This window comes from Natronococcus occultus SP4, from assembly GCF_000328685.1.
Lineage (GTDB): Archaea > Halobacteriota > Halobacteria > Halobacteriales > Natrialbaceae > Natronococcus > Natronococcus occultus.
On sequence record NC_019974.1, the window covers coordinates 615,799 to 639,343 of the forward strand.

Here is a 23,545-nt window from a genome sequence, read left to right on the forward strand (position 1 = left end):
TCGCGACTACGCCTCGGGCAGTAGATCGGTGTGGACGACCGCGCGATACCGGCTGTCGGTCGTCTCGCCGAGTCGAGCCAGTAGGGCGGCGACGGCGGGCATCGACTCCGGGAGTTCGAACTCGTCGTACCGCTCGTCGCGGTCCGTGCAGCGTTTGACGAACGCGCGGATCGCCTCGAACTCGGCCTGCTGGACGTAGACGACTCCGATCCCGTCGTCGTCCTCGGGAACCTGCTCGCGCCAGGTCTCCAGGACGCGTTCGACCGTCCCGCGGGCCTCCCGCTCCCGGTCGGCGACGGCGGTCGCGTCGGGACCGTCGCCGTCGAACAGCTCGTCGAATGTATCCTGGAGCTCGTCGGCGTTGTCGGCAAGCGACGGCGCCGCCTCGTCGGCCGCGAGCAGCGCTTCGAGCGCCTCGAGCTCGATCCGTCGGACGGCGACGGGGTAGACGAACTCGTGGTTCTCCTCGGGCAGCTTGTAGGAGTGGCCCTCGATTCCCTGTTGGCCCTCGCCCGACCGACCGAACATCAGATCGAGTAATCCCATGGCTGGACCTGTACTCGGTCTCCGGATAAGTGTTCCGCGCTCCGCTCACCAATCCTTGCCGAGCGCGGCCTTCGCGCCGCCGTACCCGCTCGCGGCGTTCCAGGTTCGGCCGCTGTCCGTGTGCTCGACCTCGAGGACGTCCCCGCAGTCGCCACACCGGTACCGGTCTGGCGCCTTCACCGGCTTCGACGCGCGATGACGCGTCGCCGTCCACGCGCAGTCGTCCGCGAGACAGCGGAGCACGTACCGGGGCTCGGTGAACGACCGACAGCGACGCGGCGCCTCGAGCCGGGCCGCAAGCTCGAGAAACCGCTCGCCGTGGCCCGACTCGCCGGTGCGCTGGAACTGCAGGGCGTGGACGAGCTCGTGGCGCACGCCCGCCGCGAACTCGGCCCACTCGTAGCGCTCGTAGGCCCGGCGGGCGAGGACGATCGTCGCCACCTCGCGATCTGCGTCCCACCGACACAGCCCCGCGCGGCGACGCGCCCGTCCCGACACCGCCCACTCGAGCGCGTCGAACTCGAGGGCGAGGTCGTGGTCGTCGATCACCTCGCGGGCGTGGATCCGCGCCCGGGCGCGGATCTCGTCGTCGATTGTCAGTGACTCCTCGATCACGGCTCGACGGACGACCCCCCGTTCCGAAACGGTTTCGACGCGCCGCCGGCAGGCCTTTTCCCCCACGCTGCGATCCTCGACCATGAGCAAACTCTCGCTGCCGACGCCGCGTCCCCTCGATCCGAACGACCCCGTCCGCCTCGCGGGGCTCGTCCTCGTCGCAGTTGCCGAACCGCCCCTTGACGAGCGCCGGCCCTGGATCGAGCGCGCCGCGATCGCCGACGCGCTGACCGTTCCGGGCGCCGACGCGCCGCTCTATCTCACCGACGACGGGATCGCGATTGCGACCACCGGAATCGGGAAAAGCGACGCCGCGACGACGACGGCCGCATTGCTCGCGACCCCCGGGCTCGACCTCGAGTCGGCGTACGTCCTCTCGGCGGGGATCGCCGGCGGTCCGCCGAACGGGGCCCCGCTGGGGTCGGTCGTCCTCGCGGACGCGGTCGTCGACTGGGATCGCAAACACCGCTGGGACGGCAGCGATGCTCCGGGCGAGCGGATCGACACCCTCGCCTACCGCCCGCGGGACTACGTCCACCACCTTGCCGATCGCGTCCTCGAGCCCGCGCTGGCAGCCGCCGAGGAGACGCCCCTCGAGGACGACCCCGAGGTCCGGGCCTACCGGGAGCGGTACCCGACGTCGCCCGACGCCGAGCCGACCGTCGCGGTCGGAACGACCGTCTGTGGCGACGAGTTCTGGCACGGCCCGCGACGCGCCGAGGAAGTGGCGTGGCTCTGTGACGCCTACGGCGTCGGTCCCTACGCGACGACCCAGATGGAAGACGCCGCGACGGCGACCGCCCTCGAGCGGTTCGGCCTGCTCGATCGGTACCTGAGTGTGCGTGCGGTCGCGAACTACGACCGTCCGGCACCGGGCCAGTCCGCTGCGGAGAGCTTCGACGGCACCGACGCCAGCCTCGCGCTGGCGATAGAGAACGCCGAGCGCGTCGGATCGACGGTTCTCGAAAAACTGCTCGAGACGGATCCGCTCGGGATCCGTCCGTAATCGGAACGCGGTCAGGCGCGCCGGGGTTCGGTCGCGCCAGCGACGTCCTCGTCGAGACGACGGCCGCCGTAGGCGACGGCGACCATCGAGAGCCCGGTCGTCAGGAGACTGATCCCGACGAGCAGTCCGATCGCCCAGGCCGCGTCGGCGGGGAAGCCGGCCCAGAGCAGCCCAGCGAGGACGATCGACGCCACTCCGCTGGCCGCGATCCACCCTCGTCCGCTGCCGTCGCTCATCCGCAGGCTCGCCGCGAGCTCCGCGATCCCCTCGACGAGCAGGTAGGCGGTTGCCAGGATCGTCAGACTCAGCAGTCCGACGATCGGATCCGCGAGGATGACGATCCCGGCGACGGCCGAGACGGCCGCCAGGGCCAGCTGCCAGAGCGACCCCCGCCAGCCGCGTGCGGTGAACGCGTGTCCGGCGTGGACGACTGCGCCGACGAGCAACAACGCGCCCACGAGGACGCCCATCGCGATTCCGGTCGCGAACGGAAGGGTCATCGCGAGCAGTCCGAGCAGTGCAACGACACCCCCCGCGAGGGCGAGCGTTCGCCAGTTGCGTCGCAGGGAGAACGCATCGGGTTCGGTGGAAGTTTCGGTTTCGCTCATACCGCTACTGAGTAGGCGCCGCGAGGAGATAGCGGTTGTTCACGAGCTGACAGTAACTCCGAAAACCGGACCGGTCGGCGCGTGAGAGGGTCGAGCGCAAGCGAGACGGACGACCGATCAGACCTCGAGTGCCAGCCCCGACTCGGTCAGCGCCTCGTCGACCGAGAGATCGTCGTGGACGATCCCTGCGACGGCCGTCGCGATCGCCTCTGGGTCCTCGTGCTGGAAGATCGAGCGCCCCATCGAGATCCCGTCGCCGCCGGCGTCCATGGCGCCCCGGACCATCTCGAGAGTGTTTCGGTCGGTGCCTCGCGAGCCGCCGGCGATGACGACCGGGAGGCGGGTCGACTCGACGACGTGTTTGAAGCTGTCAGCGTCGCCGCTGTAGCCCGTCTTGACGACGTCGGCGCCGACCTCCTCGGCGAGGCGGACGGCGTGGCCGAGCGACTCGGGGTCGGCCGAGTCGATTCCCGGACCGCGGGCGTAGGCCATCGCGAGGACGGGGATACCGAACCGGTCGGCCTTCGCAGTGATCTCCGCGAGCTGGCTGGTCTGATCGGGCTCGTAGTCCGAGCCGACGTTGATGTGGAAGGAGACGGCGTCGGCGCCGACGCGGATCGCCTCCTCGACGGTGCCGGTTACCCGTTTGTCCTGCTCGTCTGGGCCGATCGTCGTCGACCCGTTGAGGTGGACGATGTACCCCTTGCCGTTCTTGTTGTCGTGGACCCGCGGGGCGATCCCCTTCTGGGTGAGGACGGCGTCGGCGCCGCCGCGTGTCACGCCGTCGATCGTCGATTCGATGTCTTTCAGCCCCTGGACGGCACCCATCGTGATGCCGTGGTCCATCGGGACGATTACGTACGATCCGTCTGTACCGATCCGCTCGAGTCGTGCCTCGGTGCCTGTAGTCATTGCGAGTGTCTAGCAATCAGGTGGTTATGGCTGTTCTGGTTCCGGTACATCTACCCCGGCGCCGCGGACCGCGCCGCGTTTGAGCTCTGCCGCTTTGGCCTCGAGGGCGTCGGCCGCGGGGACGTCGCCCTCGCCGTGTTCGGCAATAATGTCGACGAGCGCGCTGCCGACGATGACGCCGTCGGCGCCGGCCTCGACGATCTCGGCCGCGTGGTCGCCCTCGCTGACGCCGAAGCCGACCGCCTTGGGCACGTCGTACTCCTCGAGTCGCGCGAGGCTGTCGTGGGTGGCGTTCGAGACGTCCGCGCGCGCGCCAGTCGTGCCGAGACGAGCCTGGACGTACGCGAAGCCCGAGATTTGGGACATAATCCGATCAAGGCGCTCGCCCTCGGTCGTCGGCGCGACGATGAAGACGAGGTCGAGCCCGTGGTCGTCACAGGCCGATCGCAGCGGGCCGGCCTCTTCCGCGGGCAGGTCGGGGACGATGATTCCGGAGAGCCCGACCTCGGCGGCGCGCTCGACGAACGGCCGAACGTCGGCTTCGTTCCGCGGTTTTGCCGCGTCACCTTCCGAGGCGCGTTGCGCCTCGCTTGGCCCATACTGGAGCAGCATGTTGTAGTAGGTCATCACCAGCAGCGGCGCCTCGGTCTCGAGGTCCTCGACCAGCTCGAAGAAGCCCTCGGGGGTCGTCCCTGCCTCGAGCGCGCGGTTGATTGCCGCCTGGATCGTCGGCCCCTCGGCGATCGGCTCCGAGAACGGCAGCCCCAGCTCGATCAGGTCCGCGCCACCACGGTCCAGGGCCTCGACGTACTCTTTGGTGTCCTCGAGCGAGGGATCGCCCGCGGTGATGTACGTGATCAGGGCGGGATGGTTCTCGCGGATGGCGTCCTCGATCTCGCTCACCGGTCGAACACCTCCACGTCCGGCGCGGCCTCGAGATCGCGCTTCTCGGTCTCCTCGAGGACGGTTTCGAGATCCTTGTCGCCCCGGCCGGAGACGTTGACGACGACGAGCTCGCCGAGCTCCTCGTGGTTCGCGTCTCGCGGCTTCGCCGCTCGATCATCCGCGGCGGGGCCCGCCGCGCGCTCCAGGTACCCGAGGGCGTGGGAGGACTCGAGCGCTGGGATGATCCCCTCGAGGTTCGAGAGGCGGTGGAAGCCGTTCAGCGCCGCCTCGTCGGGGACGCTGACGGGCGTCACCCGTCCGGTGGCGACGAGATGGGAGAGTTCGGGGCCGACACCGGCGTAGTCCAGTCCCGCGCTGACGCTGTGGGATTCGACGATCTGGCCCTCCGTACTCTGGAGCAGCTTGGTCATCGCGCCGTGGAGCACGCCGTCGGTCCCCGTCGACAGCGTCGCGGAGTTCGGCGCGACGCCCTCTGCCTCGTCGATCTCGAGGCTCGAGCCGCCCGCCTCGACGGCGACGAGGTCGACGTCGTCGTCGGGCACGAACTCGTGAAAGGCCCCGATGGTGTTCGACCCCCCGCCCGCACACGCGAGGACGCTGTCGGGGAGCTGGCCCGCCTGCTCGCGGATCTGCTCGCGGGCCTCGCGACCGATCACCGACTGGAACTCCCGAACCAGCTTCGGGAAGGGGTGGGGACCGACGATCGAGCCGATCACGTAGTGGGTTCGCTCGACGGTCGTCGCCCAGTCGCGCATCGTCTCGTTGATCGCCTCCTTCAGGGTGCCGCTGCCGGCGTCGACGGGATTTACGTCGGCGCCGTTCATTCGCATCCGGTAGACGTTCGGGCGCTGGCGGTTGATGTCGGTTCGGCCCATGTAGATCTCGCAGGGCATATCGAGGTGGGCCGCGGCCATCGCCGTCGCGGTGCCGTGCTGGCCGGCCCCGGTCTCGGCGACGATCCGTTCTTTGCCCATGTACTTGGCCAGCAGGACCTGCCCCAGCGCGTTGTTGAGCTTGTGAGCGCCGCCGTGGACCAGATCCTCGCGCTTGAGGTAGATCTCGCGGTCGTAGCGCTCGCTGAGCCGATCCGCGCGCTGCAGTGGGGTCGGTCGGCCGCCGAAGTCCCGCATCCGCTCGCGGAACTCGTCCATGAAGCCGTCCTCGTTCTCGAGGACGTAGCGTTCGAAGGCGTCCTCGAGCTCCTGGAGGGCAGGCATCAGCGCCTCGGGGACGTACTGGCCGCCGTACTCGCCGAACGTCGCCTCGCTGTCTCGGTCGCGGTTTCGTTCCGGTTTACTCATTGTGTTGTCTCCGTCAGTCGTCGCACGTTCTCGGTCACGTCGCTCTCCTCGCCGTGGTCCATGATCGCGCTGCCGACGAGCAAGGCGTCGGCGCCCGCCGCACGCATCCGCCGGACGTCCGCCGGCGAGGAGACGCCGCTTTCGGCGATCACGGTCACGTCGTCTGGCACGTGGGGCGCCACGGACTCGAACGTTCCGAGATCGACCTCGAGGCGCGCGAGATCCCGGTTGTTGATCCCGACGATCTCGGCGCCGGCCGCGAGGGCGTCCTCGAGCTCGTCGCGATCGTGAACCTCCACGAGCGGCTGGAACCCTCGCTCGCGGGCGGCGGTTACCAGCTTCTCCAGATCGTCCACGAACCGCGCGATGAGCAGGAGGAGGTCGGCCTCGACAGCGTCTAGCTGGGCCTCGCGGAGCAGGAAGTCCTTCCGCAACACGGGGACGTCGACGGCCTGTCGGATCCGTCGCAGGGCCTCGGGGGAGCCCCCGAAGTGGTCGGGTTCGGTCAGCACCGAGATCGCCGCCGCGCCGCCCGCGACCATCGCCTCGGCCAGCTCGACCGGGTCGTCCGCGCGTGTGCCCTCGGCGGTCGGGCTCGTCGGCTTTACCTCCGCGACGATCGGCACGCGGCCCTCGCGCTCCGCCCGGGCCAGCGCGTCGGGCAGCGATCGCGCGTCGACCGACACCCGCTCCCGGCCGTCGGTCGAGCGCTCCCGCGCGGCCGCGAGGATCTCCCGGACCGCGGAGTCGAGCTCCGTTTGAGAGGTCATTATTGTACATCGACGTACTGTTGTGTACATAAGACTTGCGTCCGTGGCGTCCGACCGACCGGCGAATATTCAAGCCCGTCGCCCGTATCGCCGTCCATGGAGGATGTCACCGACGCCGGGATCTACGCGCGGGAGTCGTCGTACCTCGACCGATACGTGCAGGTCGGCGTCGCGGGCGGACGGGTGTTGCGTGTCACGTTCCCCGAGACGCCCGAGGACGACGCCGAGGACGCCCACCCCGTCCTCGATCGGATCTTCGAATATCTCGACGGGCTCGAGGAGATCGCGTTCGACGACGTCCAGGTCGCGATGACGATGCCGACCGACCAGCGCGCGGTGCTCGAGGGGGTTCGGGAGATCCCGTACGGCGACCAGGTCGACGTCCGGACCCTGACACGGATGACTCCGGAGCTCGATCACGAGGACGATGCGGATCTGACGCTGGTCCGGACGGCGCTCGACAGCAACCCCGCACCGATTCTCGTCCCGGACCATCGGGTCCGCGACGGACCGAGCGCCGCGCCCCCGCCGATCGAGCAGAAGCTGCGCTCGCTCGAGGGGCTGTAGCAGTAGTTGGTACTACGTATTTTTATCAGAACGAGGAACTCGGATCGGCTGAATCGTTACGTAGAGCGTACTTAGCTATCGTCAGACAGTTCATCCTTTTTAGTGAAGAGAAGTATCGCTATTACCGCTCCGAAAACTGCATGAGACAGTCTAAGAGTGTTGGTATCGACCGTATCCGAAAACTGGGTTAACACGATTACGAAGGCAGTTCCATAGAGGACACACGGAACAATGAGATATACTGTGAGCGCCCTACTTCGTTCCATACCACTAGTTTTCATATGCTTATTCATGTACTCTTCGACAAGAGATATGTTTACTCTACTGATTGGTTCGTGGGCCACTATATGTAGCGGCTGTCGCTCTTGAGTACAATTGCGCTTGAAATGAACAGGCGTTACGCAGAGATGCCCACGTACCTTTTTCTCGTCGGGTTCGATCGCGTGGCTCGCTCACCACTCCTCCAAAAATCTACGCTAAAAAACCGCTCGCTCCCGATGGTCGCTCGCGGGTGCCGTACTTGAACCGCACCGCAGCGTTACCTGTTCCGCCTGTATGTGACACTGATGTCACAAAACATTCCGTGGGAATAATTCGTACTACTCTCTACTGGGATACCTAGCTGTTCCAGGCCGCGTAGATGTAGCACCCGATACCGGCATAGACCAGCAGCGTGCTCGCCAGATCGACGACCACCAGCCCGCTGGCCAGGTGCGCGAACTGGAGCACCCCGCCCGCGATCAGACAGACCGCCGCAGCCATCACCACCGACCGCGTCTTCTCGGCCTCCCCGTAGAGGATCGCGCCGATCCCGACCGCGATCACGCCGAAGGCAAACTCCGTCGCGAGCATCGCCAGCGCGTCCTCGGCGAAGGTGGCGTACGCGAACAGCGCGAAGTAAAGCAGGATTCCGTAGACGATCAACCGCCGCATCGACGCCGAGAGCTCGATCGTATCGCTCATACCCGACCCCAGCGGCCGGGGACCCTTAGCTTTCGAGGGTTCGGGCCCACTCGAGCTCGATCCCCTCGTGGACGACGAACTCGAAGGCATTGATCAGGTAGTGGGCAACGACGACCACCAGGAAGCTCCCGGTTACGATAAAGACCGCCGCCAGCACGAATCCGAGCAGTCCGGTGACGACGACGCCGACGTCGCCCTGCATCCCGTGACCGAGCGCGAACGCGACCGAGGACGCCACCGCGAGCAGCCACGGCGAGACTCCGAACCCGACCGAGAGCGCGCCGATCAGCGCCGCCCGAAACAGAAGCTCCTCGAAGACGGCGATCAGCGGGAGCACGCCTCCGAGCAGGGCGACCCACCCCCGCCCCGTGTCGGGTGCGAGCAGCTCCCGGAGCTGTTCGTCGTGGTCAAACCCCAGTCGCGTCGCGAGCGCGGCGCCGACCTCGTTGGCGAGATAGAGGACGATCCCGACTGCGGTGCCGACGATCAGCCCCGTTTCGAGGTACGCCCGCGAGAACTCGATCCCGAGCGCGTCGGCCGGCACGCCGGTGTAGACGACGGCACCCACCAACACGAGCGCGAACAGCCCCTGGGAAACCGCGACGTTGGCAAGCACCGCCCCCGTGGTCAACGCGTCGGGATCGATGCCGTCCTCGCGCGTCTGCGGACGCCGCTGTCTGTTCGGCTCGGTCGCGTCGGGTGCGACGTTCTCGTCGGGGTCGATCCCGCGGCGATCGGCTGCCGGCTCCGGCGCTGTCGGTGCGGTGTTCGTCGTCGCGGGTTCGCCTTCGGCGTCACGCTCGACGGCGTCGTCACGTTCACGCTCGGCGACCGACGTGTCGTCCGCGTCGCTGGAGTCGTCGGTGACGTCCTCGAGATCGATCTCGTCGAACGCGGACTGCGTGAAATGCGAGAGAACGAGAAGGACGATGAGGACGACGCCCGTGATCGCCGCGAACGCCGTCCAGCTGGTCATCTACTGGGGACTCGGGTTCGAGCCGCTGGCCGAGCCGACGGCCTGCTGGTCGAACGCCGATCCGGTGATCGACTTGAGCCGATCGACCAGCGAGTCCTTCTTGGGTTCGCCCATCAGGGCGACGTCCAGAACCTCGCTGATGTTCGAACAGGGGATGATCTCGATCATCTCGTCGTACTCGTCTTCGATCATCACGTCCTGCTCGTTCGCCTTGGGGATGATGACCTTGGTGCAGCCAGCCTTGGCGGCGGCCTCGATCTTGTGGGTGACGCCGCCGACCGGGAGGACGTCGCCCCGAACCGACAGCGACCCGGTCATCGCGACCGACTGGTCGACCGGAATGTCCTCCAGGGCGGAGATGACGGCCGTCGCCACCGTGATGGAGGCGGAGTCGCCGTCGACGCCCTGCTGACCGGCCTGGACGAACTGGATGTGGACGTCCTTCTCCGAGAGGTTGACGTCGGAGAACTTCTTGATGATCGCCGAGACGTTCTGGACCGACTCTTCGGCCATCTCCTGGAGTTTACCGGTGGCGATCACCTGGCCCTGGCCCTGGGCGGGTGCGATCTCGGCCATCACGGGGAGCATGATCCCCGAGTCCTCGCCCATGACCGCGAGGCCGTTGACGCGTCCCTCCATGCCGTCGTGAGTGACCTGGAGCTCGTAGTCCTTGCGCCGTTCGATGTAGTCGTCGGCGAGCTGTTGCTCGATCGAGCGCGAGCGGCCCTTCGCCTCGAGGACGTCCTCTCGGGTCGTGTGCTCGGCGTCCTCGGCTCGGGCGATGTCGCCGGCGACCCGAACCAGTCCGCCGAGGCTCCGGAACTCGAGGGTGAGATGCTCCTTGCGGCCCGCGCGGCGCTTGGCCTCGAGGATGACTTCCTGGACGGCCTCGCGGGTGAAGTGGGGGAGCCGCCCGTCGCGGTCGACCTCCTGGGCGATAAACCGGGCGTACTTCCGGCGCATCTCGGGGGTGTCCTCGATAGTGTCGTCCATGTACACCTCGTACCCGTACCCCTTGATCCGCGAGCGCAGGGCGGGGTGCATGTTCTCCATCGCGTCGAGGTTCCCCGCAGCGATCATGACGAAGTCACAGGGGACGGGCTCGGTCTGGACCATCGCGCCCGAGGAGCGCTCGGACTGGCCCGTAATGGAGAACTCGCCCTCCTGGATCGCCGTCATCAGCTTCTGCTGGGTGCGGACGTCGAGCGTGTTGATCTCGTCGACGAACAGCACGCCCTTGTTGGCCTTGTGGATGCCGCCGGGCTCGACCCGGTCGTGACTGGGCGTCTCCATCCCGCCGGACTGGAACGGGTCGTGGCGGACGTCGCCCAGCAGTGCACCGGCGTGGGCGCCGGTGGCGTCCTCGAAGGGCGCCTGGCGCTGGTCGCCGTTGTCGACGATCATGTTCGGCACCATCGCGTCCGTGCCCCGCGAGGTGTACCGGAAGATAAACCAGATGATACCCGCCGCGAGGATCCCGATCAGGATCTGGCCGGAGAGGATCGCGTACCCGACGACGATCGCGATGATGATCCACATCAGGATCGAGCGCATCTGGTTGCGCTTGCGGGCTTCTTCCTTGTGGGCGTCGATGATCTGTTCGCCCTTCCCCGCCGGAACCGTCCGGACCTTCGGCTCGTTGCCGTCGTCGGGGTTGTGGTAGACTAACACGTCCTGGAGATCTTCCTGGGGGAGCAGCTGGCTCATCGCCTTGGCCAGCATCGACTTCCCGGTCCCCGGCGAGCCGATCATCATCACGTGGCGCCGTTGCTTTGCGGCCTTGATGATGATGTCACGCGCCTCGTCCTGTCCGATGACCTGGTCGACGAGCCGATCCGGAACCTCGATGTCTGCCGTCGAGTCGATCTTGAGGCCGCCGAGCAGGTCGTCCTCGGCGTTTTCCTCGTCGATCTCGACACCGGGATCGACGTCAACCTCGCTGCCGAGGTCCTCGACCGTCTCGATGTCGTCCTCGTCGTCGGGTTCCTCGTCGAACCCGTCGGACGGACGTTGCTCGGACTCGTCAGGCCCCGATTCGCGGCCGAACTCCTCGTTCGACCGTTCGTCGGACTCGTCGGGCCGATCGCCGGACTCGGTCACTGGCGACCGATCCTCCTGGCGGTCCGGGACCTGCTCCCGTTCGGCCTCGCCGGGAGCGGCCTCAGATGTGCCTTCGGAGGAGTCGTCAACGTTCGTATCGTTACTCATAGAACTCTGTTCAGTACCTGATTCGAAGGGATTGCGACTGATATACTTTCCCCATGCGGATCGCAACGGGTAGTGCCGAAATCGGTAGCTACGGGGCTCGAAGCGCCCGATCGGTCCGGCGGGGACGGTGCCGACGTTCGCGATCGACGGTAAATACCGACCGTACGCCGACCCGCGAACGAACTACGCCACGCTTAAGCGGGATCCCAAAACAGTACTCGCCATGAGGGGGTTCTACATCGGTCGCTTCCAGCCGTTCCACAACGGCCACCGCAACATGGTCGCCCAGATCGCCGAGGACGTCGACGAGCTCGTTCTGGGAATCGGAAGCGCCGACGACTCACACTCCGTGCGCAACCCGTTCACTGCCGGCGAGCGGATCATGATGATCACCAAGTCGCTGGTCGACACCGACCTCGTGACCTACGCCGTCCCGATCGAGGACCTGGATCGGAACTCGGTGTGGGTGAGCCACGTCCGCAGCATGAGCCCACACTTCGACGTCGCCTACTCGAACAACCCGCTTGTCATCCAGCTGTTCCGCGAGGCCGACTTCGAGGTGCGCCAGTCGCCGATGTTCAACCGCGACGTCCTCGAGGGGACCGAGGTTCGCGAGCGGATGATCAACGGCGGCGACTGGGAGTCGCTGGTCCCGGAGGCCGTCGTCGAGGTTATCGAGGAGATAGACGGGATCGAGCGGATCCAGATGGTCAGCGGATCGGACTCGAACGGCGAGTAGCGCGACGGCATCCGACGACGACGCCCCGCCTCGTGACGTCCGCGAGCCGTATCCGTTTTCATCGACCGTGCCCTACCCCAGCCCATGATTACGCTCGCGTCAGACTTCGGAACGCCGTATCCCGCCGCGATGAAAGGCGTCCTGCTCCGGCGGGCCGACGCGCGACTGGTCGACGTCGGCCACGACTTCCCGCGCCAGGACGTCCGCACCGCGGCGTTCTGGCTCCGGGAGACGCTGCCGTACTTCCCGCCGGCGACCCATCTGGTCGTCGTCGATCCAGGCGTCGGCACCGACCGCGCGGCGATCGCGATCCGGGCCGGCGACCATGCGCTCGTCGGTCCCGACAACGGCGTCCTGGTTCCTGCGGCCCGGCGTCTCGCCGGCGACGAATCGCTCGAAACGTACGCGATCGACGAGCGTGCGCTCGACCCGGTCGTCCCCGCGGGCGAGTCGGCGGCGAGCTCCGGCGCCGGCCCGCGAAGCAACACCTTCCACGGGCGGGACGTCTTCGCGCCCGCCGCGGCCGCGGTCCACGGGGCCGACCGCGATCGGCTCGGCTCGCTCGCGATACTCGAGGACACCGACGACCGCGTCGAGCTCGCGTTACCCGAGGCGACAGTCGAGGACGGACGGGCCGACGGCGAGGTGCTGGTCGTCGACGATTTCGGCAACGTCGTCACGAACGTCCCCGGGAGCTACCTCGAGGGCCGCGAGCGCGTCCTCGCGAACAGCGAGCCCGTCCCCGTCGGCGATACCTTCGCGGCCGTTCCGGTCGGCCAGCGGCTCGCGACCGTCGGGAGCCACGGCTACGTCGAGCTCGACGTCAACCAGGGCCGGGGCGAGACGGCGTTCGAACTCGGGGTCGGCGACCGGGTCGTCCTCGAGCCCGAGTCGTGATCGCCGTCGGCTCAGTCGCTGTCGGGGAGTTCGATACGGAACTCGCCGGAGGCGTACCCGGTGACCGAACAGCGGGCAAACTGAAAGGAGACGCGTCCGCTCTCGAGACCGTGGCGCGCCCAGTGGGAGAACAACGCGTCGAGCGCGTCGGGATCGACCCGTCGCGACAGGGCCTCGAGCTCCGCCGGATCGGTTTCGAGGACCGCTCCGACGGCCAACACCAGCGCCGTGCTCGCTGACTGGGGCCCGTCGTCAGTCCACCACACGTGGTAGGTGTCGCGGTCCGCGTCGTAGTAGACGGTTCGGCCGGCCGCGTCGTCGATCGGGGTCAGCCGATCCGAGGGAGGTGAGACGGACATACTACAGCCTGTTCGTACATTATTCCTTAACTCTATCGTCAAAAATACAATTAGTTCGGGGAGAGATACGACTGCGACCTTACTCGGCGGCGATGACGTCGTCGATGCGGACGATCATCGTCGCGGCCTCGGTCGCGCTCTCGATGGCCTCGCGTTTGACGTCGGCGGGGTCGACGACGCCGTACTCGAAGGGGTCGTCGATGGTGACGGTCTCGCCGTCGGTGATGAGACCGGCGCGCTCGCCACCCTCGTGGGCCGCACGCAGGTCGACCAGGGTGTCGATCGGGTCCTGGCCGGTGTTGGTCGCCAGCGTCCGCGGAACGACGTCTAAGGCGTCGGCGAAGGAGGTGACCGCGAGCTGCTTGCGGCCCTCGATGCCGGCGGCCTCCGAGCGGATCTTGTCGGCGATGGCGATCTCGGTCGCGCCGGCGCCGGGGACGACCTCGCCCGAGTCGAGCGCCGTCGAGACGACGTCCAGGGCGTCGCCGATGGCCCGCTCGAGTTCGTCGACGACGTGTTCGGTGCCGCCGCGGACGAAGACGGTGACGGCCTCGGCGGCCGCCCCACCCTCGACGAACGCGAGATCGTCGTCGCCGTAGTTCTGTGCACGGACGCGGTCGGCCGCGCCGAAGTCCGCCTCTTCGAGGTCCTCGAGGGCGCCGACGCGGTTGGCGCCGGTCGCGGAGACGATCTGTCGGGCGTCGGAGTTACCGATGTTGTCGAAGACGAGCACGCCTTCCTTCGCGAGGTGGGCGCTGACGCGGTCGTCGACGTCGTCGGTCGTGAAGACGACGTCCGCACCGCTCTCGGCCAGCGTCTCGGCGTACCCCTGTACTTCGCTTTCCTCGGCGTCGATGGCCTGGTTGAGCTGGTCGATCGAGTCGATGGCGTACTCGGCGTCGATCTCGCCGGTGCGGACGCCGAGCTCGACGTCCAGTACGGCGATCGAGGCGTCCTCGACCTCGCCGGGCATCGAGTCGTGAGCGGCCTCCTCGTCGATGACGATGCCGGGGACGAGCTCGGTCGCGTTCGAGGACGCACCGATCTGGGTGTGGACGGTGACGTTGTCCCGGTGGACGCCGTCGTCGTCCTCGACGTGGCGGATGGCCTCGACGACCGTCTCGCCCAGCGACTCGGCGGTCAGGCCGCCGGTTCCCTTGCCCGTCATGCTGGATTCGGCGACCTGCTTGAGCACCTCGTCGTCGACGGTCTCTTCGCTGACCTGCTCGGCGATCGCCTCGAGGGCGATCTCGGCGGCCTCGTGGTAGCCCTCGACGATCGTCGTCGGGTGGACGTCCTGTTCGATGAGGTCCTCGGCCTCACCGAGCAGGTTGCCGGCGATCACGGCCGCCGTCGTCGTTCCGTCGCCGACCTCCTCCTCCTGGGAGTCGGCGACCTCGACGAGCATCTGGGCCGCGGGGTGTTCGATGTCCATCTCGTTGAGGATGGTCGCGCCGTCGTTGGTGATGACGACCTCGCCGCCCGAGTCGACGAGCATCTTGTCCATCCCGCGGGGGCCGAGTGTCGTCCGTACCGACTCGGCGACGGCCTTGCCGGCCATAATGTTCGACGACTGGGCGTCTCGGCCCTGGGTTCGCTGGCTGTCCTCGCTCAGAATAAACATCGGCTGTCCGCCCATGCGTTGCTGTTGTGCCATTGTGGATCCTCAGTAACCATGTCGTTAGCACTTCTATATAACTTTTTTGCTACCCGGCGCACTCCCGTCTTGCGATTTTCCCTGGTACTGGTCGACACACCCTCGCTCCAGGGGGAACCGGGCGCCGTCGCTTCCAGCATCGCCGATTCCGTTCGAAACGACGTCGCTGACCCCGTCGAACCGCCGAACCGGGGCTGTGTCGGGTTCGCATCCGCCGGACCGAGTGAGTCGATTTATGTCGGAGCCGAAACGTTCGCTACGTATGGTCGCGAAACGGGCGGTCGGTGCGCCGCCGTCGACGACGATCGGACGGTGACTCTCAGGTATGTTACACGCTCTCGAACAGCGGCTCGGACTGCGCCTCTCCGTGTTGCGGGTCTACTGCTACGGGCTCTGTATGGGGACCGCCGACGCCCTCCCAGGCGTCTCCGGCGGCACCGTCGCCTTGCTGCTTGGCTTCTACGGCCGGCTGATCGCCGCCGTCACCGCGCTCACGCCGGGCCGAGCGATCGACGTCCTCAGAGGGTACGATTCCGATCGACGAGGGCGCGCCAAGGAAGCGCTCCTCGAGATGGATCTCCAGTTCCTGCTTCCCCTCGGTGTCGGGATGGTCACCGCCGTCGCGCTCATCGCGGGCGCAGTTACGGCACTGGCGGAGTCGAACCCGATCGCGCTCTTTGGCTTTTTCATCGGGCTGATCGCCGCCTCCGCCGTCGTGCTCTTCCGGAGTCTCACCTTCGCCTCGGCCCGACACGCCCTCGCGGCCGCCGCCGGCACCGTCCTCGCCCTGCTGGTCGCGGCCAACGTCCTCCAGCTGCCGGGCAGTGGCGCCGTCCTGATCTTTCTCTCGGGCGGGCTGGCGATCAGCGCGATGATCCTTCCCGGGGTCTCGGGCTCGCTCATCCTGATCCTGCTGGGCCAGTACGTCTTCCTCTCCTCGGAGCTGACCGCCTTCCTCCAGTCGCTCCGGGATCTCGCCTTCGGCAACGGCAGCCTCGCGGGCGTCCTCGATCCCGGAACGACGGTCGTCGTCTTCGTCGCCGGCGGCGTCGTCGGCCTCGTCACGATCGCGCGGGTGGTCCGGTTCGCGCTGGATCGCCACCGGGAGCTGACGCTGCTCTTTCTGGTCGGGCTCATCGCCGGCTCGATTCCTGCGCCGCTCCACGAGGTCGCCGCCGCACACGCCCTGACGGGCGACGTCCTGGCACTGACCGCGGCCTGGGCGGTGGTCGGTGCGGTCGCGCTGTTCGCGCTCGATCGGCTCGCGGGCGGGTTCGATCCCGAGTGAGAACTGTACGCGTGGACTACCGGCGGTCGTAGATCCGAACCGCCCGATCGTGCCGAACCGACACCCCGTTGGGGTTCCGCCGGGTCGATCGGTCGGCGTATCGGGCTCGGACTCCGTCTTTGAGACCGACGGTGGCGTTCGTGACGACGTCGACGCCGTCGGAGAACCAGCCCGTCGGCGTCGCGTCGCCGGTGACGATTTCCCGAACTCCGGCGGCCCCGTCCCGGATCGCGCTGCCGACGGTCCGCCCGAGGACGGTCGGTCGGGGTCCGTAGTTCTTCCCGAGCCCGTAGGCCAGCGCTCGGTAGGTCGTCCCCCAGTCGGGGTCGGCCCGTCCCCCGTCGGCGCCGACGTCGCTGCGGGCGGCCATCGACGGCTCCCAGGCGACCTCGAAGCCGAGCCCGCCCACGCGGTGGGCGCAGTCGCGTGCGCCGTCGTCCTCGAGGTACTCGTCGAACCCATCCAGGGCCTCGAGCGAGGTGCGATCGAACGCGACGTTCCCCCCGTCGAACAGCGTCACGTCTCGGCCGGCGATCGATCGGCTGCGTTCGGCGCCGTCGGTTCCGTCGACGTCGCCGGTCGGGCCGGCGACGACGTCGGCGCCGTCGGCGACCGCGTCCGCGAGGGCGCCGTACCACCCCGGCTCGATCGCGTACTCGGCGTCGAGGAAGGCGACGATATCGCCCGTCGCCGTCTCGAAGCCGGCGTTACGGGAAACGTTGGGGTTTCGCTCGGAGATCTCGACGAGGACGTCGACGTCCTCGCGCTCGCGGACGACCCCTGTGGTGCCGTCGGAGGAGGGGCCGTTGACGACGACGAGCTCCGTCTCGTCGGGAGTTTCGGCCTCGAGCGCGTCGAGACAGGACAGCAGTCGCTCCCGGTCGTTGAGCGTCGAGACGACTACCGAGAGCTCCATACCGTATAGTAGCCGCGTCCGAGGATAAAAAGAGGGTGGGATTCGATCCCGACTACCTGACCCGGGTGTTCCAGTAGGAAACCGACGCGAAGTGGTCGGTCACCGGATGCCCGCCGACCGTCTCGTCGAGCGTGCGGATCGCGGTCGCCAGTCGGTTCGGGATCGACCGGTAGAGTCCGTACGGCGCCAGGAAGTCGTCCTCGACGTCGACCAGCGTTAGGTCGGTCTTCGCGAGCAACACGCTGACCTCGCTTTTCGAGTAGAGCCGCGATCCCATCGGTAGCGCCCAGTTGTAGACGCTGCGGGCCGAAAAGCGGTTGAACGTGTCGAAGACGATCTGGTCGCGCGAGACCCGGCGCATCTCCCGGAGGAACGCCTCGGGGTCGTCCGCCAGGTGGAAAAACCGCATCGCGATGACGGTGTCGAAGTGATCGTCCGGAAACGGTAGCCGTCCGGCGTCGCCCCGCAGGAACTCGAGGGTTCCCTCGAGGGTTGCCGACTGCGCTTTCTTGCGTCCCTGTTGCAGCATCGCCGCCGAAATGTCCAGCCCCACGACGTCTGCGCCGCGTTCGGCGAGCATGACCGTAAACCGCCCGGTACCACAGGCGATCTCGAGGACGTTGCGGCCCTCGACGGGCATGATCGCGTCGAGTACGGCCTCCTTCTCCCGGCGGTCGATCAGCTGTCCGCCCTGGGAGAAGCGCTTGTCGTCGTACTCGGCGGCGACGTCGTCGGCCTGGTACCACTCCTGTCCTTTCACACTGGCTCCAACTACAGCGGCGATGGGATAAAACGATACTGGAGTCGCCCGGGGACCGTCCGATATCTGACAGCTCCACACAGCACGGAAACGACGCCGATGGCGGCGCTGTCCGACGCGTTCGGTTCCTCGGCGAGCTGATCGGTCCGTTCGCGGGCGGACCCGTCGCTCGAGGGTGGTAATATGACGTCTAGACACCTTATACAAACTGGATTGTTCGTATCCACATATAGGGAAGCTTTACCACTACTGACTCCGCTGTGAGTGGTATGAGCATGAGTACCGCAGAGGAACGTGCTGCCGCTACCGAGGAGTCACTCTCCGACGAAGAGTACCGCGACCGCCTCCGTGACCTGCCTCCGAGCGCGAAGCTCGTCGCCAAGGTCCTCGAAACCGAATCGCCGCTCTCCCAGGGCCAGCTCGCCGAGGAGTCGCTGCTGCCCGACCGGACCGTCCGCTACGCGCTCAACCGCCTCGAGGACGTCGAGCTGATCGGCTCCCGGTACAGCTTCCGGGACGCACGCAAGCAGGTGTACTTCCTGAAACGGTAACGACACCTCCTTTTCCCTCGACCGTAACGTCCGCCTGTGAACGTCGTTTCCAGTGCCGTCTCCGTGCCGACCCGCGCGCCCGGCGGTGAGACCAACGCCTACCTGCTCGGCGAGGAGCCGTCGGTCCTCGTCGATCCCGCGGCCCGAACCGACGCGCTCGATGCCCTGGTCGCGGCCCGATCCGTCGACCACATCGTCGTCACCCACACCCACCCCGACCACGTCGGCGCGGTCGCGGCCTACGCGGCCGAGACCGACGCGACCGTCTGGGCGCGGTACGGCCGCACCGAGCGGTTCCGCGAGGCGACGGGAGTCGACCCCGACCGACAGCTCCGTCCCGGCACGACGATCGGTCTCGGCGACGAGCGGGTGCGGGTCCTCGACGCCCCGGGTCACGCGCCGGACCACCTCGCGTTCGAGGCGGGCGAGGACGGCCCGATCGTCTGTGGCGACTGTGCGGTCCGTGAGGGCAGCGTCGTCGTCGGCGCCCCCGAGGGCGATCTGCGGGCGTACCTGACGACGCTGCGTCGGCTCCGGGCGATCGATCCACCGACGCTGTACCCGGGCCACGGCCCCGTCATCGAGACTCCCCGGGAGACCCTCGAACGGCTCATCGCCCACCGGAACCGGCGTGAGCGACGCGTCCTCGAGGCAGTCGAGGACGGCGCGCGCACGCTCCCGGACGTCCTCGAGGCGGCCTACGAGAAGGATCTCTCGGGTGTCCGCGACCTCGCGCGGGCGACGGTACGAGCCCACCTCGAGAAGCTCGCTGTCGAGGACCGCGTCGAGTGGAACGGCGAGGACGTCGCAGCCACCGGATCGGGAGCTACTCGGTCGAGGTGAACTGGAACTCGAAGCTGAGCTGGTCTTCCGTTTTGACTCGGACGCCGCCGAACTCCTCGGCGATCTGTTTCTGGGCCTCCGAGCTCGGTTCGACGGTACACGCGACGCTGTTGTGGTTCGCGTTGTACTCGATCGCGGTGACGGTAACGTCGAACGCGAACAGCTCGGGCACCTCCATCCGAAGCCGTTCCCGGACGCGATCGATCTCGGTCTGGACGTCGGCCATCTCCTCGTTGAGCGTTGCCATGTGGTAACGTAGAACTCGATCGATCCTAACGGTTCGTTCCCGTTCGAGACGACACTCCGGTCTGTTGAGTAAAGGGAACTCCCAAGCGACCGGCTTTTGCCCCTCGAGGCGTACGAACTGGTGTGCAATCGCTTGAGTCCGAACTCGAGACCGCCCGCGAGCTCGCCGTCGACGACCTGGCCGACGCCATCGAGTCGATCGGTTTCGAGTGCACCCGCTGTGGCGCCTGCTGTACGGGACACGGCGACGAGGAGCATACGGCGACGGTGTTCCCCGACGAGGTCCGCCGGCTCGAGGACGCAGAGACCGCCTCGGTCGGAGCTGACGGAGGCGAGGACGACGCGGTCTCCGAGGCCGACGAGCGGGACTGGCGCGACGTCGCCAGACCGATGCCGTACGGACTCACGGAGGGCAAGGACGGCCTCGAGGGCGAGACCTTCGAGTGGGCGCTCCAGAACGACGGCTGTGGCGACTGTGCGTTTTACGCCGAGGACGACGACGGCGTCGGCGCCTGCACCGTCCACGACGACCGCCCGCTGATCTGTCGTACCTACCCCTTTAGCGTCGGACTCGCGGGCACGAGCCAGCCGATGGGCGAGGCGGTTGACGAGGAGGGTGTCGTCCGCGCCCACGAGTGTGAGGGGCTCGGCCGGGAGATCTCCCGCGAGGACGCCGAGGAGCTCGCCCGGACGCTGAAGGAACGCGCTGTTCGAGAGCTCGAGGAGGCGATCGGCGTCCGAGACAACTACGAGCCCGCCGATCCGGAGCCGGGCGAGATCGTCGTCCACGACTCCGAGGGAGCCAAACGGATCGACGGAACCTCTCTCGAGGACTAACCCGGTAGTGCCCGCGGACCCGTGCCCCGAGACGGCCGCGCCCGAGACCGACAGGATTTTGCGCCGACCGCGGGATCCGTGGCTATGGACATCGACTGGGACGCGATCAGCCACGTCACCAAGGTCGATCCGGCGAAACCCCTCCCGTCGGATCTCGGCGCCCTCGAGGGGACGGATCTGGTGCTCGTCGGCGGCTCTGACGACGTCACCGAGGCAAACAGCCTGGCTGCGATCGAACGGGTCGCCGACTCGTTTCCGTCGCTGCCGGTCTGCCAGGAACCCTACAGCTCCGACCACGTCTCCCGGGAGACCGTCGAGGCGGCCGACGCCGTCTCGATCCCCGCCGTCTACAACGGCGACCGGGACCACTTCGTGGGCAAACACCTCGAGCTGTTCACCGAGGTCGGAAAGAAACCCGACGAGCTGCTGGGCTCGAGCGTCCCGCTCGTCGGCGAACTGATCGCCTCGAAGGGCGTCGACGTAGTCGCCGAACTCGCGGACAAACTCGTCGGCGAAGGGTACGTCGTTCAACACCTCGACTCGACCGCCGCGGCCGTCTCGGGGGTCAACGCGAAGTACACCCCCGAGGAGGTCGCCGGCGCCGCACTGGCGACCGAATCGTTCTACGGCTTTCCGATCTTCTACGTCGAGTACTCGGGCACCTACGGCGGGACCGAAGACGTCGAGGCGGCCGCACGCTATCTGGAGGAAACGACGCTGCTTTACGGCGGCGGGATCGACAGCGCCGAGAAGACCCGCGAGGTCCTCGAGGCCGGCGCGGACGCCGTTGTCGTCGGTGATTGCTTCCACGACGACCCCGAGACGTTCCGGGAGACGATCCCTCGATAGGTCCTCCGTCCTCGCCGTCGTTCGGAACGAATCTCCGACGTTGATCGTTCTACGTAACGTTCGAAATCATAACCGAAATAAAACCGGTCCAGCTATCGCGACCGTATGGGCTCGCTTTCTTCGTACCCGCAACTCGCCGGAGAGCTCTTCGAGACCGTCCAGCTGTCGCGGACGCTCGAAGACTCGAAGACGTTCGTCGACGCGATCCCCCGCGGTGAGAGCGAGGCGATCAGGAAGCGCTTCGAGCAGCGACGCGGCGAGCCCGACTTCGATCTCGAGGCCTTCGTTTCCGACTCGTTTGCCCTCCCGGAGGATCCCGTCACCGCCGCCGACCCGTCGCGGCTCTCGATGGAGCGCTACATCGACGAGCTCTGGGAGTACCTCATCAGGGAGCCCGCCGAGGAGGTCGACGGAAGCACGTTGCTGTCGGTTCCGAGTCGGTACGTCGTCCCCGGCGGACGGTTTCGCGAGAGCTACTACTGGGACACCTACTTCACCGCGACCGGGCTCGCCGTCACCGGGCGGCTCGATCTCATCGACGAGCTCGCGGAGAACTTCGCGGCGCTTATCGACCGGTACGGCTGCGTTCCCAACGGAAACCGCATCTACTACTCGAGCCGATCGAATCCGCCGATGTTCTGTCACCTCCTCGACATCCTCGAGAACGAACGCGGGTTCGAGGCGGTCCGGCCGTACCTGCCGGCGCTTTGCCGCGAGTACGAGTTCTGGATGGACGGCCGGAGCGACGTCTCCGAGGACGACCGTGCCGTCCGACGCGTCGTCCACACCGACGACGGACCACTGAACCGATACTGGGACGATCGCGCGGCCCCGCGCGAGGAATCGTACCACGAGGACGTCGCACTCGCCGAGTCGACCGCGCGTCCGGACCGGGAGCTGTTCCGGGACGTCCGGGCGGCCTGCGAGTCGGGCTGGGACTTCAGCAGCCGGTGGCTCGCGGGCGACGAGCTGGCGACGATCCGGACGACCGAGCTGCTCCCGGTCGACCTGAACGCCCTCTGTTACGCCCTGGAGCACAACCTCTCGCGGTGGGAGCGGGCCCGCGGGAACCTGGGCGAGGCCGACCGGTACGCCCGGGCCGCACGGCGGCGCCAGCAGGCGATCGACGCCTCCTGCTGGGACGCCGAGGCGGGTTTTTACTTCGATTACTGCTGGACCGAGGAGCGGCGAACCGACAGCTGGTCGCTCGCCGCGGCGGTGCCGCTGTTTTGCGGGCTGGCAACCGAGGACCAGGCGGCCGCGGTCGCCGCCCACCTCGAGGAACGGTTTCTCCACCCCGGCGGGCTGGTGACGACGCTGACCGAGTCGGGCGAGCAGTGGGACTCCCCGAACGGGTGGGCGCCGCTGCACTGGATGACTGTCGTGGGTCTCCGCCAGTACGGCCACGACGAGCTCGCGGAGACGATCGCCGGCCGCTGGCTCGATCTCAACCGCGACGTCTTCGATCGCAGCGGGCTGATGCTCGAGAAGTACGACGTCGCCGGGGGCTCTGGCGTCGGCGGAGGCGGCGAGTACCCGCTGCAGTTCGGCTTCGGCTGGACGAACGGCGTCGCGCTGGCGCTCCCGGCACTGTTTTACTGAGCAGCGCCGCTCGCGGACCGACCCTTTCTGCGTACCGACGGCTCGAGCGGTTCGTCGCGACGGAGCGGACCTGGTTGGCGCGGTCCGTCGACCGCGCTCGAACCCCCCTCAGAACGTGTCTTCGATGATCTCGCCGACCGCGAAGTTCGACTTGACCTCGGTGATCTCGACTTTGACGCGCTCGCCGACCTCGGCGCCGGGCACGATGATCACGTACCCCCGCTCGACGCGGGCGATGCCGTCGCCCTGTTTGCCGATGTCCTCGATCTCGACGTACCGGGTCTCGTTGACGTCGACCGGCGGCTGGGGCTCGGACGGTGCGGTCTGGGGTTGGGACGCCGAGCCCGAGGCGTCCTCGGTTGCTTCATCACGAGAGATGAGTGCGACGCGGTAGACGTCACCGGCGTCGATATCGCCGGTTTCGACTTCCTGTCGTGGCACCTCGATGACGTACCGATCCTCCTCTTCCGAGACTTCCGTACTGAACAAACACAACAGTTTTTCAGATATTTCCACAGGTAGACCCTCGAGTGTGACTCTGCGTGCCGACCGTAATAGAACTACCGAACGACTACCGTGGTGGACCGTCCCAGTCCCGGGTCGTCTCGTCCGGCACAGAACCG

At 67.3% G+C, this 23,545-nt stretch carries 26 protein-coding genes; 10 read left to right on the forward strand and 16 right to left on the reverse strand.

Annotation, left to right across the window (positions count from 1 at the left end; genetic code table 11):
* Positions 1-6 precede the first annotated feature (6 nt).
* Entirely contained in the window at positions 7-546 is a 540-nt protein-coding gene (locus NATOC_RS03055; protein ID WP_015319947.1) for a hypothetical protein, read from the reverse strand.
* A 45-nt stretch (positions 547-591) separates the two neighbouring features.
* Positions 592-1,161, reverse strand: coding sequence for a SprT-like domain-containing protein (locus NATOC_RS03060; protein WP_015319948.1), 570 nt, complete (start codon positions 1,159-1,161; stop codon positions 592-594).
* A gap of 82 nt (positions 1,162-1,243) precedes the next feature.
* Between NATOC_RS03060 and NATOC_RS03065 the strand changes: the two genes are divergently transcribed.
* Positions 1,244-2,167 (forward strand): phosphorylase family protein, encoded by a 924-nt coding sequence (locus tag NATOC_RS03065; RefSeq protein WP_015319949.1) that lies wholly within the window; start codon positions 1,244-1,246, stop codon positions 2,165-2,167.
* An 11-nt stretch (positions 2,168-2,178) separates the two neighbouring features.
* On the opposite strand, the gene NATOC_RS03070 is transcribed toward NATOC_RS03065, so the two are convergent.
* The 5 genes from NATOC_RS03070 to trpC form a co-directional block, all read right to left on the reverse strand.
* Entirely contained in the window at positions 2,179-2,775 is a 597-nt protein-coding gene (locus NATOC_RS03070) for an HdeD family acid-resistance protein (protein ID WP_015319950.1), read from the reverse strand.
* A 117-nt stretch (positions 2,776-2,892) separates the two neighbouring features.
* A complete protein-coding gene (locus tag NATOC_RS03075; RefSeq protein ID WP_015319951.1) occupies positions 2,893-3,687 on the reverse strand; it encodes a 2-amino-3,7-dideoxy-D-threo-hept-6-ulosonate synthase in 795 nt (264 codons plus the stop codon).
* Positions 3,688-3,711: 24 nt separating this feature from the next.
* Entirely contained in the window at positions 3,712-4,590 is an 879-nt protein-coding gene (trpA, locus tag NATOC_RS03080) for a tryptophan synthase subunit alpha (protein WP_015319952.1), read from the reverse strand.
* Positions 4,587-5,894, reverse strand: coding sequence for a tryptophan synthase subunit beta (gene trpB / locus NATOC_RS03085; protein ID WP_015319953.1), 1,308 nt, complete (start codon positions 5,892-5,894; stop codon positions 4,587-4,589). Before trpB ends, trpA begins: the two co-directional genes overlap by 4 nt.
* Positions 5,891-6,664 carry an indole-3-glycerol phosphate synthase gene (gene trpC / locus NATOC_RS03090; RefSeq protein ID WP_015319954.1) on the reverse strand — a complete coding sequence of 258 codons (774 nt, stop codon included), beginning with the start codon at positions 6,662-6,664 and terminating at the stop codon, positions 5,891-5,893. The genes trpB and trpC overlap by 4 nt, the downstream gene beginning before the upstream one ends.
* A gap of 96 nt (positions 6,665-6,760) precedes the next feature.
* Here trpC and NATOC_RS03095 point away from each other — a divergent pair, with 96 nt between their 5' ends.
* Complete coding sequence (locus NATOC_RS03095) at positions 6,761-7,231, forward strand: MGMT family protein (protein ID WP_015319955.1); 471 nt, start codon at positions 6,761-6,763, stop codon at positions 7,229-7,231.
* 618 nt (positions 7,232-7,849) lie between these two features.
* On the opposite strand, the gene NATOC_RS03100 is transcribed toward NATOC_RS03095, so the two are convergent.
* From NATOC_RS03100 to lonB, 3 genes are read right to left on the reverse strand one after another with little or no spacing between them, the layout of a single operon-like run.
* Positions 7,850-8,194, reverse strand: a complete 345-nt coding sequence (locus NATOC_RS03100; protein WP_015319956.1) for a hypothetical protein — start codon at positions 8,192-8,194, stop codon at positions 7,850-7,852.
* Positions 8,195-8,219: 25 nt separating this feature from the next.
* Complete coding sequence (locus tag NATOC_RS03105; RefSeq protein ID WP_015319957.1) at positions 8,220-9,170, reverse strand: CPBP family intramembrane glutamic endopeptidase; 951 nt, start codon at positions 9,168-9,170, stop codon at positions 8,220-8,222.
* Positions 9,171-11,378, reverse strand: a complete 2,208-nt coding sequence (gene lonB / locus NATOC_RS03110) for an ATP-dependent protease LonB (RefSeq protein WP_015319958.1) — start codon at positions 11,376-11,378, stop codon at positions 9,171-9,173.
* 223 nt (positions 11,379-11,601) lie between these two features.
* On the opposite strand from lonB, the gene NATOC_RS03115 reads away from it, so the two are divergent.
* Positions 11,602-12,117 carry a nicotinamide-nucleotide adenylyltransferase gene (locus NATOC_RS03115; RefSeq protein WP_015319959.1) on the forward strand — a complete coding sequence of 172 codons (516 nt, stop codon included), beginning with the start codon at positions 11,602-11,604 and terminating at the stop codon, positions 12,115-12,117.
* A gap of 84 nt (positions 12,118-12,201) precedes the next feature.
* Complete coding sequence (locus NATOC_RS03120) at positions 12,202-13,014, forward strand: SAM hydrolase/SAM-dependent halogenase family protein (protein WP_015319960.1); 813 nt, start codon at positions 12,202-12,204, stop codon at positions 13,012-13,014.
* An 11-nt stretch (positions 13,015-13,025) separates the two neighbouring features.
* Here the strand turns inward: NATOC_RS03120 and NATOC_RS03125 are convergent, their stop codons facing one another.
* Both NATOC_RS03125 and thsA read right to left on the reverse strand, forming a co-directional pair.
* On the reverse strand, positions 13,026-13,373 hold the full coding sequence (locus NATOC_RS03125; protein ID WP_015319961.1) for a HalOD1 output domain-containing protein: 348 nt from the start codon (positions 13,371-13,373) through the stop codon (positions 13,026-13,028).
* A gap of 79 nt (positions 13,374-13,452) precedes the next feature.
* Positions 13,453-14,997: a thermosome subunit alpha gene (gene thsA, locus NATOC_RS03130; protein WP_049888876.1), complete on the reverse strand. Its 1,545-nt coding sequence runs from the start codon at positions 14,995-14,997 to the stop codon at positions 13,453-13,455.
* Between the two features lie 358 nt (positions 14,998-15,355).
* Between thsA and NATOC_RS03135 the strand changes: the two genes are divergently transcribed.
* Positions 15,356-16,318 carry a DUF368 domain-containing protein gene (locus tag NATOC_RS03135; protein WP_015319963.1) on the forward strand — a complete coding sequence of 321 codons (963 nt, stop codon included), beginning with the start codon at positions 15,356-15,358 and terminating at the stop codon, positions 16,316-16,318.
* Positions 16,319-16,334: 16 nt separating this feature from the next.
* On the opposite strand, the gene NATOC_RS03140 is transcribed toward NATOC_RS03135, so the two are convergent.
* Both NATOC_RS03140 and NATOC_RS03145 read right to left on the reverse strand, forming a co-directional pair.
* Positions 16,335-17,234: a glycosyltransferase family 2 protein gene (locus NATOC_RS03140; RefSeq protein WP_015319964.1), complete on the reverse strand. Its 900-nt coding sequence runs from the start codon at positions 17,232-17,234 to the stop codon at positions 16,335-16,337.
* Between the two features lie 52 nt (positions 17,235-17,286).
* Positions 17,287-17,994 (reverse strand): class I SAM-dependent methyltransferase, encoded by a 708-nt coding sequence (locus NATOC_RS03145; protein ID WP_015319965.1) that lies wholly within the window; start codon positions 17,992-17,994, stop codon positions 17,287-17,289.
* Positions 17,995-18,263: 269 nt separating this feature from the next.
* On the opposite strand from NATOC_RS03145, the gene NATOC_RS03150 reads away from it, so the two are divergent.
* Both NATOC_RS03150 and NATOC_RS03155 read left to right on the forward strand, forming a co-directional pair.
* Positions 18,264-18,545 (forward strand): MarR family transcriptional regulator, encoded by a 282-nt coding sequence (locus tag NATOC_RS03150; protein ID WP_015319966.1) that lies wholly within the window; start codon positions 18,264-18,266, stop codon positions 18,543-18,545.
* Positions 18,546-18,581: 36 nt separating this feature from the next.
* Positions 18,582-19,388 (forward strand): MBL fold metallo-hydrolase, encoded by an 807-nt coding sequence (locus tag NATOC_RS03155; protein WP_015319967.1) that lies wholly within the window; start codon positions 18,582-18,584, stop codon positions 19,386-19,388.
* Here NATOC_RS03155 and NATOC_RS03160 read toward each other — a convergent pair.
* Positions 19,372-19,635, reverse strand: a complete 264-nt coding sequence (locus tag NATOC_RS03160) for a hypothetical protein (RefSeq protein ID WP_015319968.1) — start codon at positions 19,633-19,635, stop codon at positions 19,372-19,374. The two genes, NATOC_RS03155 and NATOC_RS03160, sit on opposite strands and share 17 nt — an antisense overlap.
* A gap of 122 nt (positions 19,636-19,757) precedes the next feature.
* Here NATOC_RS03160 and NATOC_RS03165 point away from each other — a divergent pair, with 122 nt between their 5' ends.
* The 3 genes from NATOC_RS03165 (at position 19,758) to treF (ending at position 22,922) form a co-directional block, all read left to right on the forward strand.
* Positions 19,758-20,471 (forward strand): YkgJ family cysteine cluster protein, encoded by a 714-nt coding sequence (locus NATOC_RS03165; RefSeq protein ID WP_015319969.1) that lies wholly within the window; start codon positions 19,758-19,760, stop codon positions 20,469-20,471.
* Between the two features lie 84 nt (positions 20,472-20,555).
* Complete coding sequence (locus NATOC_RS03170) at positions 20,556-21,320, forward strand: heptaprenylglyceryl phosphate synthase (RefSeq protein WP_015319970.1); 765 nt, start codon at positions 20,556-20,558, stop codon at positions 21,318-21,320.
* A 105-nt stretch (positions 21,321-21,425) separates the two neighbouring features.
* Positions 21,426-22,922 carry an alpha,alpha-trehalase TreF gene (gene treF, locus NATOC_RS03175; RefSeq protein WP_015319971.1) on the forward strand — a complete coding sequence of 499 codons (1,497 nt, stop codon included), beginning with the start codon at positions 21,426-21,428 and terminating at the stop codon, positions 22,920-22,922.
* Positions 22,923-23,030: 108 nt separating this feature from the next.
* On the opposite strand, the gene NATOC_RS03180 is transcribed toward treF, so the two are convergent.
* Positions 23,031-23,438 carry a TRAM domain-containing protein gene (locus NATOC_RS03180; RefSeq protein ID WP_015319972.1) on the reverse strand — a complete coding sequence of 136 codons (408 nt, stop codon included), beginning with the start codon at positions 23,436-23,438 and terminating at the stop codon, positions 23,031-23,033.
* Positions 23,439-23,545 lie beyond the last annotated feature (107 nt).